At 62.1% G+C, this 12,496-nt stretch carries 8 protein-coding genes; 4 read left to right on the top strand and 4 right to left on the bottom strand.

What is annotated here, in order from left to right; translation table 11 throughout:
• Positions 1 to 116: 116 nt before the first annotated feature.
• From dxs to HU724_RS24965, 4 genes are all read right to left on the bottom strand, one after another.
• On the bottom strand, positions 117 to 2,015 hold the full coding sequence (gene dxs / locus HU724_RS24980) for a 1-deoxy-D-xylulose-5-phosphate synthase (protein WP_186568826.1): 1,899 nt from the start codon (positions 2,013 to 2,015) through the stop codon (positions 117 to 119).
• Between the two features lie 91 nt (positions 2,016 to 2,106).
• Positions 2,107 to 2,994, bottom strand: coding sequence for a (2E,6E)-farnesyl diphosphate synthase (gene ispA / locus HU724_RS24975; protein ID WP_186568827.1), 888 nt, complete (start codon positions 2,992 to 2,994; stop codon positions 2,107 to 2,109).
• Positions 2,991 to 3,233, bottom strand: coding sequence for an exodeoxyribonuclease VII small subunit (locus tag HU724_RS24970; protein ID WP_016772991.1), 243 nt, complete (start codon positions 3,231 to 3,233; stop codon positions 2,991 to 2,993). Before HU724_RS24970 ends, ispA begins: the two co-directional genes overlap by 4 nt.
• 105 nt (positions 3,234 to 3,338) lie before the next feature.
• Complete coding sequence (locus HU724_RS24965) at positions 3,339 to 4,472, bottom strand: Fic family protein (RefSeq protein WP_186568828.1); 1,134 nt, start codon at positions 4,470 to 4,472, stop codon at positions 3,339 to 3,341.
• A gap of 278 nt (positions 4,473 to 4,750) precedes the next feature.
• Between HU724_RS24965 and HU724_RS24960 the strand changes: the two genes are divergently transcribed.
• Genes HU724_RS24960 through HU724_RS24945 form a run of 4 tightly spaced genes read left to right on the top strand, consistent with a single transcriptional unit; the run spans position 4,751 to position 12,496 of the window.
• Positions 4,751 to 5,542 (top strand): YfaP family protein, encoded by a 792-nt coding sequence (locus tag HU724_RS24960; protein WP_024014479.1) that lies wholly within the window; start codon positions 4,751 to 4,753, stop codon positions 5,540 to 5,542.
• A 35-nt stretch (positions 5,543 to 5,577) separates the two neighbouring features.
• Positions 5,578 to 7,290 carry a DUF2138 domain-containing protein gene (locus HU724_RS24955; protein ID WP_186568829.1) on the top strand — a complete coding sequence of 571 codons (1,713 nt, stop codon included), beginning with the start codon at positions 5,578 to 5,580 and terminating at the stop codon, positions 7,288 to 7,290.
• A complete protein-coding gene (locus HU724_RS24950; RefSeq protein WP_186568830.1) occupies positions 7,275 to 7,925 on the top strand; it encodes a DUF1175 domain-containing protein in 651 nt (216 codons plus the stop codon). The genes HU724_RS24955 and HU724_RS24950 overlap by 16 nt, the downstream gene beginning before the upstream one ends.
• The gene (locus tag HU724_RS24945; RefSeq protein WP_186568831.1) at positions 7,922 to 12,496 is read left to right on the top strand and encodes an alpha-2-macroglobulin family protein; all 4,575 of its coding nucleotides are present in this window, start codon (positions 7,922 to 7,924) and stop codon (positions 12,494 to 12,496) included. Before HU724_RS24950 ends, HU724_RS24945 begins: the two co-directional genes overlap by 4 nt.

The following is a 12,496-nucleotide window of genomic DNA, read 5'->3' as shown; positions in this document are numbered from 1 at the left end:
TGTACACAAATCAAATGTGGGAGCGAGCCTGCTCGCGAAGGCGGTGTATCAGTCAGTTCGTCTGTGACTGACAGTCCGCTTTCGCGAGCAGGCTCGCTCCCACAAGGGTATTGCGTTTATTGGGCGAGCAAATCCAGCCGCTGGCGAATCGACGCTTCGATCCCGGCCTCATCCAGCCCGCACTCGGCAAGCATCTGCGCCGGTTTCGCATGCTCGACGTAAATGTCCGGCAAGCCCAGATGCAGCATCGACTTGAGGATGTTTTCGCGGGCGAGAAACTCGCTGACCGCGCCACCGGCGCCGCCCATGATTGCGTTCTCTTCGATAGTCACCAGCAACTCGTGGCCACCGGCGATCTCGCGCACCAGCGCTTCATCGAGCGGTTTGACGAAACGCATGTCGACCACGGTGGCGTCGAGTTTCTCGGCGACTTTCAAGGCTTCGCTCAGTTGCACGCCGAACACCAGCATGGCGACCTTGCTGCCCTGACGACGGACGATGCCCTTGCCGATTTCGATCGCTTCGAGATCTTTTTCGATGACTGCATTCGGCCCGCTGCCGCGTGGGTAACGCACTGCCGCCGGGCCGTTGTAGAGGTGGCCGGTGGTGAGCATCTTGCGCAGTTCGTTTTCATCGCTCGGGGTCATGATGAGCATGCCCGGGATGCAGCGCAGGTACGACAGGTCGTAGCTGCCAGCGTGGGTCGGGCCGTCTTCGCCGACCAGGCCGGCACGGTCGATGGCGAACAGCACGTCGAGGTTCTGCACCGCGACATCGTGTACCAGTTGGTCGTAACCGCGTTGCAGGAATGTCGAATAGATCGCCACCACCGGTTTCGCGCCTTCGCAGGCCATGCCGGCGGCGAACGTTACCGCGTGCTGCTCGGCAATCGCCACGTCGAAATAACGCTCGGGGAAGCGCTCGCTGAACGCCACCAGATCCGAGCCTTCCTTCATCGCCGGGGTAATTCCGACCAGACGAGCGTCAGCCGCCGCCATGTCACACAGCCACTCGCCAAACACCGCCGAATACTTCGGCCCGCCGACGGCTTTCGGCGCAGCGGCGGGGGCGTCCAGTGGTTCGAGTTTGGTGATGGCGTGGTAACCGATCGGGTCGACTTCCGCCGGGGCGAAGCCTTTGCCTTTCTTGGTGACGATGTGCAGGAACTGCGGGCCTTTGAGATCGCGCATGTTGCGCAGGGTGGCGATCAGGGTTGGCAGGTCGTGGCCGTCGATCGGGCCGATGTAGTTCCAGCCCAGCTCTTCGAACAGGGTGCCGGGGACCAGCATGCCCTTGGCATATTCTTCGGTGCGACGGGCGATTTCCCACGCGCCGGGCAGCCGCGAAAGGACTTTCTTGCTGCCCTCGCGCATGCTCGCGTAGGTGCGGCTGGAAAGGATCTTCGCCAGATAGTTCGACAGCCCGCCGACGTTGCGCGAGATCGACATATCGTTGTCGTTGAGGATCACCAGCATGTTGGCGTTGACTTCAGGCGCATGGTTCAGCGCCTCGAAAGCCATGCCGGCGGTCAGCGCGCCGTCGCCGATCACGGCGATAGCCTTGCGATCGCTGTCCTGCAGACGGGCGGCAATGGCCATGCCCAGCGCAGCGCTGATCGAGGTGCTGGAGTGGCCGACGCCGAAGGTGTCGTACTCGCTCTCGGAGCGGCGCGGGAACGCGGCAATGCCGTCCTTTTGACGCAGGCTGGCCATGCGCTCGCGGCGACCGGTGAGGATCTTGTGCGGATACGCCTGATGCCCGACGTCCCACAGCAGACGGTCGTCCGGGGTGTCGAAAACGTAATGCAGCGCGATGGTCAGCTCGATCACGCCCAGGCCGGCACCGAAATGCCCACCGGTCTGGCCGACCGTGTAGAGCAATTCCAGGCGCAACTCATCGGCCAGGGTTTCCAGCTCGGCTTCGCCTAACCGGCGCAGGCCGTCCGGCGTGTTCGCACGGTCGAGCAGGGGCGTGGTCGGGCGCTTGCGGGGAATCTCATGAAACGTCGTGGGCATCAGGCGAATCGTTATAGGTATAAAAGATGCGGCAGTTTACCTGATGCATCGCCCCCTGCCCACGCGTTGGTCTTTTTTGGCCGATACGCCGTCAGTTGCGTCGCTCGACGATATACCGCGCCAGCTCGCGCAACGGCTCGGCGGCCGCGTCAAACGGTCGCAGCGCCTGCAGAGCCTGATCGCGCAGTTCCAGAGCGTAGGCCTTGGCGGCGTCGAGGCCGAGAAGCGCCGGGTAGGTTGGCTTGTCGCGGGCAATGTCGGCGCCCTGCCGTTTGCCGAGGGTCGCGGTATCGCTTTCCACGTCGAGGATGTCGTCCTGCACCTGAAAGGCCAGGCCGATGGCCTGTGCATAAGTCTGCAACGCCTGAAGCTGATCAGGCTGGGCGCGGCCGCTGGCCAGGGCACCAAGCTTGACGCTGACCTCAATCAGCGCGCCGGTCTTGTGCCGGTGCATTTGTTCGAGGGCTGTTTGATCGAGCTTGAGACCGACCGAACCCAGATCGATGGCCTGACCACCGACCATGCCCGCCGGACCGGCTGCATGGGCCAGCGCCGTGACCATCTGCAGACGGATGTCGCTGCTGCAATCGCTCAGGCGCGGATCGAGCAGGGCGCTGAAGGCCAGGCTCTGCAAGCCGTCACCGGCGAGGATCGCGCAGGCTTCGTCGAATTTCTTGTGGGTCGTCGGCTGGCCGCGACGCAGATCGTCATCGTCCATCGCCGGCAAATCGTCATGCACAAGCGAGTAGGCGTGGATCAACTCGACCGCACAGGCCGCGCCGCTGGCCTGTTCAGCCTGGCCACCGAGGGCTTCGCACGCCGCGTAAGCCAGCAACGGACGCACGCGTTTGCCGCCGTTCATCACGCTGTAGCGCATCGCTTCGTAGAGCCGCGCCAGTTCCGGCAGCGGCGCGTTGAACAGCGTCTCCAGCGCCGCGTTGACCCGGGCCTGACTGCTCGCCGAATACGCCGCGATCATTCTGGCTCATCCGCGTCGAAGGGTTCCTCGGCGAGCTCGCCATCGCGCTCCAGCAGCACCTGCACTTTCTGCTCGGCCTGGGCCAGCGCCGCCTGGCAGTCACGGGTCAGACCGATGCCCTGCTCGAAAGCGGTCAGCGAGTCTTCCAGCGACAATTCACCGTTCTCCAGACGCTCGACCAGTGTTTGCAGGTCGGCGAGGGATTGTTCGAAATCCAGTGCAGCTTTTTTGCGGGCCATGGCGGCAAATTCCGGTAGACGTTAAACCGGCGCGACACTAGCAGATAGGGGGGGTATGGGCAAATGAGCGGGCCGTCGCCAAGCCTCTCCATAACGGTCGGCGAGTTAATCCGGATAGTTGATTTTGTAACGCGTACTGCGTCCGCCGCCCGGCAGGCGTTGCAGACAGCCCTTGTCCAGCAACTCCGCCAGATGCCGCGTTGCGGTGGCTTTGGAAACTTTCGCAACCGCTTGATATTGCCCTGCGCTGAGGCCCTGTTCGAAACCGCGCTCACCGCCATCGAGCAAGCGATTGAGCACTTTGATCTGCTCCGCTGAAAGGTCGGATTCGCGGTGCGCCTGCCAGAAGCGAGTCTTGCCCAACACCGAATCTATCCGGGTGATGGCTTGCTGCAGGCTGCGCAGCAGTGTCTGCAAAAACCAGGTCAGCCATTCGGTGATATCGAGCGTGGCCTTTTGGCTCGACTCCAGAATCCGGTAATAACCGGCGCGATCCTCGAGAATGCTTGCGGACATCGCGTAGAAGCGGATCGCCTGCGCTTCGCCTTGCGCCAGCGCCAGATCGGTGATTGTGCGGGTCAGACGACCGTTGCCGTCGTCGAAAGGGTGCAGAGTGACAAACCAGAAATGCGCGATGCCTGCGCGTAACAGCGGATCCAGCGAAACCTGATCGCGGCTGGCTTCGAACCAGCTCAAAAAACGCTCAATTTGCTGTTCCAGCCCTTGGCGCGGTGGCGCCTCAAAGTGAACCGTTGGCCGGTCGAGCCGACCGGACACCACCTGCATCGGTTCGTCGCCGCGCAAGGTACCGACGAGTATTGGCCGCGCGCTGGACATCGCTTCCTCGGCGGGGAAAAGCCAGGTGTGCCATTCCAGCAATCGGGCCAGGGTCAGCGGCTCGTCGAAGCCATGGGTGGCATCGAGCATCAATTGCGCCAAGCCCTCGCTACGCTGGCTGACGCTATCGCGATCAATCCATTCCAGACCCAGGCGCCGGGCCAGAGAAGAACGCACGGAGCCGACATTCAGTTGCTCACCTTCGATGGCGGAGGAGGTGACGATGTTCTGAAGCAACGCATCGAGCTCGCTCTGTGCGCTCATCGAATCGCCCACTGAGCCGGCCATTCCCAAGAGTCGGCCCTGCGTCCGCACGCACTCGCGCAGCAGCGGGGCGAGGCGCTCTGCTTGCCAGTTGAAGTCGGGCCAATCCGGTTGTTGCCAGATCCAGTGCGCGGTCATTGATCACCTGTCGTAGAAGCGTGAGCCGAATAAAAATGCTATTCGGCTCATTTGGTGAGCCGAATATGCCGGCTATTCGGCTCATCGTCTACCCGGATGGCGCGATTCCTACAGCAATCACACATGTATCCGATTGTTAAAAAACTGCCGAATCGCTACTCTTCGCGGCTTCTACGGCCCCGACAGTTGCGGGGCATTCAGACGAAACGCAGTTCACCGCTGTGAAGTACCGAGGATCGGGTGCAAGGTTTCGTTCAAGGCATGGCAGGAGGCGTCACATGCGTTCATTTCTTTTGCTGCTGATCGGCCTCGCCTGCGCGCCTGCGCTGTGGGCCGCGCCGACTGCGCAGTTGTCCGAGCCGGTCGGCGGCTGGCGTTATCACGGCTTGCTCGATCGTTCGGAAAATCCGCAGGTCGCCTACCCGACGCCGCCGATCGATCGCGGCATTCAGCGCAATCGCACGATGATCCAGGGCCAGCTCAAAGCCCTCGGCCACATGCGTCCGCCGCACAGCCTCGCCGTCAACGGCAATCCATTGAATCTGTACACCGATGATCAGGGACGTTTTGCCCGGCCCTACGCATTTGGCGCCGGTTCCAACAGCGTCGAAGTGATCAGCGCCGAAGGCCAGTCGCTCAAGCGCGTGCAATTTTATGAAGCAAATAATCTGCGCACGCCGGCGAAGATTCGTCTTGTCTTGGGATGGGACGACCCGAAAGCCGAGCTGGATCTGCATATTGTCACCCCCGACGGTCAGCATGCCTTTTGGGCACGGCCGGCGCTGAGCAATGGCGGCGGCCTCGACCCGGATGGTGTCGACGGCCCCGGCCCGGAAATGTTCACCATGACCGCGCCGCTGCACGGCACGTATCTGGTCTACGTCAACTATTGGGGCAACTACGGCGATGGTGGCTATAACTTCGAGGAAACCAGTAATCAGAACGAGGTGATCACCTCGCAGATCACCCTGGTGCTCAACGAAAACACCGTCGACGAAAAACGCGAAACCTTCATCGTGCCCCTGCGGGCGATCGGTGATCTGCTGCTGGTCAAGACTTTCAACTATTAAGCATCCCGCCACGGATGAACTCGGATGTTGTGAACATGAGCGATAACACTGTGACTCCAGCTGCCGCGACACCGGCGGCCAAACCTTCGCGGCGCTGGCCGCTGGTCGTGCTCGGCCTGTGCCTGGTGGCCGGTGTGGCGGGCGGTTTCGGCTGGCTGCTGCTCAAGCCCAAAGCGCCGCCGGCGACACTTGCCAGTGACAAGCTCGGCCTCGGCCGTCCGGATGCCTTGCTCGAAACCCGTTCACTGAGCCAGTTGCCCAAGGACCTGCTGACGGTGCCGTTCCTCAAGGCCACGCTTACCGAGGATTTCGTCTTCTATTACGAAACTCACGCCGACCGCCTCGGCCTGATCGGCAGCCTGCGCCGGATCATCTACGAGCATGACCTGAAGTTGCAGGACAGCCTGATCGAGCAGCTTTTCGATCAACCGGCCGATGTTGCGCTGTGGCGTGGCGCCGATGGTCGTTTGAAGGATTTCCTGCTGGTGATGGATCGCGGCGGGTTGGCCAAGCTGCTCGAGCCATTGGCGAAAGTGGCGCTGGATGACACCCAGCTCAGCGTGTTCGGCACTCTCAAAGTCGGCGGCGATGACGTGCCGCTGTATCAACTCAGCTATAACGCCAGCAAATCACTGCTGTTCGCGTCGCGCGGCGACAAACTGGTGATGCTGTCCAATCCAGCCAAGTACTACGACCCCGAGAGCGGCGTCTCGGAAGCGTCGGGCCGCGTTTCCGCGCAAGCGCTGGCGGCGTTGCTCAACGGTGAAAAACTCTTCCCCGAAGCGTTCGGCTTGCCGGCGAAAAGCCCGGAAACCAAGCAGCGTCTGTCGGTCAATTCCAGCGTGCTCGCCATGGGCTATCAGCGCTTCATCCCGAATTTCGCCGGGCTGCGTTTCGACATGGACGACAAGGGCTGGCACAGCTATCTGGCCATGGATGAACTGGAAAACCAGCCGGACTTCGATTTCAAACCGGTCTGGCAGGCGATGCCGTTGGGGGCGAGCGCTTGCGTGACCCTGCCGGTGGCGGCCGAGCCGCAGAAACCGATATTGATCAAGCTCGGTGCCGATGAAGCTGTTGCGCAAACGCTGACCGAACACGTCGCTGGCGCGGCCGGCCTGTGCTGGTACGCCGATTCGCGGTTGTACACACCGCTGCTGGTCGCCAGCCTCAAAGACGAGGACAGCAGCAAGCTTGACGGTGATCTGGGCAAATTGTTCGGCTCGATGGTCGGCGCGTTCGAAGCGAATGTCGCCGAAAGCGTATTCCCGGTGATCGACAAGCAGGAAGGCCAGAGCCACGTCTGGCAGCGTCAGGTCAGTTCCAGTTTCGGTCCGTACGCGGCGAAGACCGCTGAAAACCCGGAGGCGATTTCCGGCAAGGCGTTCATGAAAGTCAGCCTCGCCCGTCACGGCTCGACGCTGCTGTTCTCCCTCGACGACAAACTCGTCGACAAAGCCCTCGGCACCCTCGACAAGCGCTTCCCGCCGATGGCCGACGTTTTGCCAAAAGACGTACTGATGCCGATCTACTTCGGCCCGGACGCGATGGCGCAACTGATGCAGCGCGAAACCCTCGACAGCCTGCCGCAGGATATGGAGCCGGTGTTCTACAACGCTGCGCAAACCTACCTGATGCCGAAACTGCGCACCCTTGGCGGTTACGGCAAATATGCCCTGACCCTGCCTGAAGGCAGCGAGCCTGACGGCCACTGGCAATGGCTGCCGCTGGAATGGAAAGCGCTGTGAGCGCACTGATCCGCAGCCTCGGCTTGCTTGCGTTGCTGCTGAGCGCAGGCGCCCGTGCGGTTGAAGCTCCAGCGCTCGACCCGGCGCAATCCCAGGTATTCCGCGCCTGGTTTGTGCGCATCGCTCAAGAGCAGCTCAGCCAAGGCCCGAGCCCGCGCTGGTATCAGCAGGACTGCGCCGGGCTGGTGCGCTTTGCCGCCAACGAAGCGCTGAAAGTCCATGACGACAAATGGCTGCGCAGCAATGGCCTGTCCAATCGTTATCTGCCGCCGGAACTGTCGCTCAACGATGACCAGCGCAAGCTCGCGCAACAGTGGCAGCAGGGCGGCGGCAAGGTCGGGCCGTACGTCAACGCGATCAAACTGGTTCAGTTCAACAGCCATCTGGTCGGCCGCGATGTGTCGCAGGCGCGGCCCGGTGACCTGATGTTTTTCGATCAGGGCGACGACCAGCACTTGATGATCTGGATGGGCCGCTACATCGCCTATCACACCGGCACCACCACCCCCACTGACAACGGCATGCGTTCGGCAAGCCTGCAGCAACTCATGACATGGAAGGACACCCGATGGATACCCGACGCAGCCAACCCCAACTTCATCGGCGTCTATCGACTGAACTTTCTCTCCCAATGACCGGTGCCCGCATGTTGCGTATCTGTTCGCGAATTTCCTTGCTGTTGGCGTTGTTGCTGCCGTTTTCCTGCGTCAACGCCGAAGACTCGGTGGAGCCGAGCAATTACACGCCGGTGGCCGGTGAGAGTTTCTTCCTGCTCGCCGACAGCAGTTTTGCCAGCGACGAGCCGGCGATGGTCCGCCTCGAAGCCCCGGGTCGTGACTACCGGCGCTTTCGCATGGAGCCGTACGGCGGCGCCGACATTCGCGTATATCGCATCGACAAGCCGCTGGATTTCCTCAAGCGCCAGAAGAACCTGCATCGCGTCGTCAGCGACGGCCAGTTCAAGGGCGAAGGTCTGTCCAACACCCTCGCGTATCTGTGGGACAACTGGTATCGCAAATCCCGCCGGGTGATGCAGCGTGCGTTCTCCTACGAGTCGCGCAAGCAGGTCACCGAAGAAGTGCCGGAGTTGAAAATGGGTGAGGCCATGGCCGCGCCGACGCCGTACGACGCGCAGCCGCAATTCGCGCTGATCCCGGGTCTGCCGGTGGTCAGCCAGTTCCGTTATCCACTGTGGCAGGCCAAGCCTATCCAGCCGCCGGCCGGGGTTAATCTGGCCGGCTCGTCCAGCGACTTCGTCAGCGTCGCGCCGGGCAACGTTTACATCCCGCTGGGTAACCTGAAACCGGGGCTGTACCTGGTTGAAGCGCTGATCGGCAAGTACCGCGCGACCACCATGGTTTTCGTCTCCAACACCGTCGCGGTGAGCAAGATTGCCGGTGACGAATTACTGGTCTGGGCCGCGCGCAAACACGAGGGCAGCTCGGTGCCGAAGGTCAATGTGCTGTGGACCGATGGCCTCGGTGTGATGAGCAGCGGTGCTACCGATGCCGATGGTTTGCTGCGCCTGAAACACGTCAGCCCGGAGCGCTCGTTCGTCATCGGCGAGGACGAAGAGGGCGGCGTGTTCGTCTCGGAAAACTTCTACTACGACAGCGAAATCTACGACACCAAACTTTACGCCTTCACCGACCGGCCGCTGTATCGTCCGGGCGATTGGGTGTCGTTGAAAATCGTCGGTCGCGAGTTCAAGAATGCCCGTGATTCGGTGTTGCCGGGTGCGGCGGATGTCAGTGTCAGCGTGCTTGATGCCACGGGGACCGAATTGCAGACCCTCGATCTGAAACTTGATTCCAAGGCCGGTACTCAGGGCCGTTTCCAGTTGCCGGATAACGCCGTGGCCGGTGGTTACGAGATCCGTTTCAACTACAAGGCGCAGGCCTACAGCAGCGCCTTTCGTGTGGCTGAGTACATCAAGCCGCACTTCGAGATCTCGCTGAATCTGGCCAAGCAGGATTACCGCACCGGCGAGCCGGTGAAAGGCAGTCTGGTGCTGCTCTACCCCGACGGCAAACCGGTGGCCAATGCCAAATTGAGCCTGAGCCTGCGCGCCCAGCAATTGTCGATGGTCGACAACGAGCTGCAATACCTCGGGCAATTCCCGGTAGAGCTGACCAGCACCGAACTGACTACCGACAGCAAGGGCAACGCGACCCTCGATTTGCCGGCAGCCGATAAACCGAGCCGCTACATGCTCACCGTGTTCGCCAGCGACGGCGCGGCTTATCGGGTCAAGACCACCAAGGAAATCCTCATCGACCGTGGTGCGGCGAGTTTCCGCTTGAGCGCGCCGCAGCGGTTCAGCGCGGTCGGCGACAAGGTCGCCTTCAGCTACGCGAATGAAGGTGGCACCGAACAGAGCAAAGCCGTAACACCGAGCAGCTACGCCTGGGTACGCCTGGAAGATCAGAGCACCGGCGAAGGCAAACTCGCCGCAACGGATAAAGGTTTCAGCCTCGCCTTCGAACGTCCGGGCACCTACAACCTGACGCTTAAGGATCAACACGGTCGCGTCCTCGGCGCCACCGGCCATTCGGTCACCGGCGAGGGTGTGAAAGCGGTGCCGGGTACCGTGGAAATCGTCCTCGACAAGCCCGAGTACAAGGCGGGCGAAGAAGCGCTGGCGCTGATCACCTTCCCTGAGCCGGTCAGCGATGCACTGCTGTCGCTGGAGCGCGACAAGGTCGAGGCCACTGCGCTGCTGGCCAAGGGCGCTGACTGGTTGAAGCTGGAAAAACTCAGCGACACCCAATACCGCGCGCGCATTGCGGTGAAAGACAACTTCGCGCCGAACCTGACCTTCTCCGTGCTCTACACCAAGGGCGGTCAGTACAGCTTCCAGAACGCCGGGATCAAAGTGGTCGCGCCGCAAATCGACGTGGCGATCAGCACCGACAAAGCGGTGTATCTGCCGGGCGATACGGTCACGGTCGACCTGACGACTCAGTTCGCCGGCAAAGCGGTTCCGGCGCATCTGACGGTCAGCGTGGTCGACGAAATGGTCTACGCGCTGCAACCGGAAGTCGCGCCGAGCATCGATCAGTTCTTCTATCACCCACGGCGCAACAACGTGCGCACCAGTGCCAGCCTGTCATTCATCAGCTACGACGTGGCATTGCCGGGCAGCCCCGGCGCACCGGGCAAGGCCAATCGCAGCGAGCGCGGCGTGAAGGTGCTTGAGCGTCCGCGCCGTGAAGACGTCGACACCGCTGCGTGGCAGCCGGAGTTGTTGACCGGCGCCGACGGCAAAACCCGCTTCACCTTCAAGATGCCGGACTCGCTGACCCGCTGGCGCATCACCGCGCGGGCGATTGCCGATGACGGTCAGGTCGGGCAGAAGAAGCAGTTTGTCCGTTCGGAAAAACCGCTGTACCTGAAGTGGAGCGGGCCGAGCAGATTCCGCAAGGGCGATCAGCCGCAACTGGGTGTGTTCGCTTTCAGTCAGGCGGAGAAACCGGTCAAGGCTGAACTGGTGACTCACTATGCCGGTAACGAACAACGTATGCCGGTGACTCTGAACAGCGGCATCAATTACCTGCCACTGCCGGCGTTCGCTTTGGCCTCTGGCGAGTGGACGGCGGAGCTGGTGCAGGATGGCAAAGTCGCCGATGCCCTGGCTGTGCGCTTGAGTGCCACCGGTGAAGGCTGGCAGGTCACCCAGACACAAAGCTTCGAGGTGGTCAGCGGCGATACGCCGTTGAGTTTGCCGGCGGATGCCACGGATATCCGCCTGCGTCTGGATGACAGTCCGCAAGCGCTGTTCCGTTCCGCCCTCGATGATCTGCTGAGCTACCCGTACGGCGGCGTCGAGCAGACCGCCAGTCGCTTGCTGCCGTTGAGCATCGCCTATCCATCGCTGGCTTCGAACCCGCAGATTCGCGATCGCTTGCGCCTGATCATGCAGAACAACCGCCTGCGCCTGGTGCAAATGGCCGGGCCGTCGGCGAGCTTCACCTGGTGGGGCTACGACGGCGAGCCGGATGCATTTCTCACCGCCTATGCCTATTACGCCGACTGGAACGCCAGCCGCGTACTCGAGCTGACCCTGCCGCCGGAGCACTGGCAGCGGGTGCTGGAGGTTTATGCCAAGCAAGCGCCGAATACGCCATTGCTGCAACGGGCTCTGATTCTGTCGTTCGCCAAACAGATGCAGCTGCCAGTGAACACGCTGCTCAGCGGTTTGATCGACGATCTGGCCAAGGCCGGTGAAGGCGCTGCCGAAACCTTGCTCGACGACGGCCAGGACAGTCTGGTGATGAACGACCCGGATTCGGCACTTGGTCTGGCGACGGCACGGGCACTCACTGCATCGTTGGCCTCGCAGGCGAAAGTTGCTTTGCCGGAGGCATTCAATCGTCAACTGGGCGCAGCGCAACTACGTCTGGCGGTCAGCTCGCAGCCCTTCGTCGAAGCGCTGAACCTGTCGCTGCAACCGTTTGATCAGGCTCGCGCCACGGCGTTGCTGCAACGGTTACTGCCGCAGCAATCGACACTGGAACGTGCACTGGCGCTGACCTGGCTGCAACGCAGCATCGCTCAGGCCTCGCCGACCATCGCGCTGATGCCGGGTGAAGGCTGGAAGAAAAACTACGGGGCCAGCGGCGAGATGTACTGGACATGGCAGGGCGCGACGCCGTTGCCGAACGTACTGAGCGTGTCCGGCACTCAAGAGCGACCGCTGCGTGCAGCGCTGAGCTTCCAGACTCAACAGCCGCAGGTCGATCCGATGGCCGTGACCATCACCCGGCGCCTGTCGCGTCTGGTGCCGGGCGACGAAGCGTTCACCTTCAAACTCGAGCCGGTCGGCACTAAACCGTTGTCCAGCGACAGCCTGTACCTGGACGAGGTGATCCTCACCAGCAAGGCAGCGAAACCGCTGCGCTACGGCATGCTTGAAGTGCCGCTGCCACCGGGCGCGGATGTCGAGCGCACGACGTGGGGCATCAAGTTGCAGGGCAAGGACGGCACCGAACCGACCGCGCTGGAGAAGGCGCGTTTTGAACCGGGACAACTGGCATACGCGGTGCCGGTCGACGCGCTGAGTGGCGAGTTGCGCCTGCGTCATCTGGTGCGCTTCTCGCAGAAGGGTCAGTTCAACCTGCCGCCGGTACGCTTCAAGCAAGTGTATGCACCGCAGCATCAGGCCCAGGAGGCGAAAGCCGCCCTCGGTCAGGTCACGGTCAACTGA

This window comes from Pseudomonas iranensis (assembly GCF_014268585.2).
Taxonomy (GTDB): domain Bacteria; phylum Pseudomonadota; class Gammaproteobacteria; order Pseudomonadales; family Pseudomonadaceae; genus Aquipseudomonas; species Aquipseudomonas iranensis.
Note: the sequence above shows the minus strand (reverse complement) of the source record. Positions and strands in the feature narration are given on the sequence as shown.

Bases quoted from the DNA above. Each gene is read 5' to 3' on its own strand.
- dxs (WP_186568826.1), bottom strand. From the start codon at position 2,015: ATGCCCACGACGTTTCATGAGATTCCCCGCAAGCGCCCGACCACGCCC.
- ispA (WP_186568827.1), bottom strand. From the start codon at position 2,994: ATGATCGCGGCGTATTCGGCGAGCAGTCAGGCCCGGGTCAACGCGGCG.
- HU724_RS24970 (WP_016772991.1), bottom strand. From the start codon at position 3,233: ATGGCCCGCAAAAAAGCTGCACTGGATTTCGAACAATCCCTCGCCGAC.
- HU724_RS24965 (WP_186568828.1), bottom strand. From the start codon at position 4,472: ATGACCGCGCACTGGATCTGGCAACAACCGGATTGGCCCGACTTCAAC.
- HU724_RS24960 (WP_024014479.1), top strand. From the start codon at position 4,751: ATGCGTTCATTTCTTTTGCTGCTGATCGGCCTCGCCTGCGCGCCTGCG.
- HU724_RS24955 (WP_186568829.1), top strand. From the start codon at position 5,578: ATGAGCGATAACACTGTGACTCCAGCTGCCGCGACACCGGCGGCCAAA.
- HU724_RS24950 (WP_186568830.1), top strand. From the start codon at position 7,275: ATGGAAAGCGCTGTGAGCGCACTGATCCGCAGCCTCGGCTTGCTTGCG.
- HU724_RS24945 (WP_186568831.1), top strand. From the start codon at position 7,922: ATGACCGGTGCCCGCATGTTGCGTATCTGTTCGCGAATTTCCTTGCTG.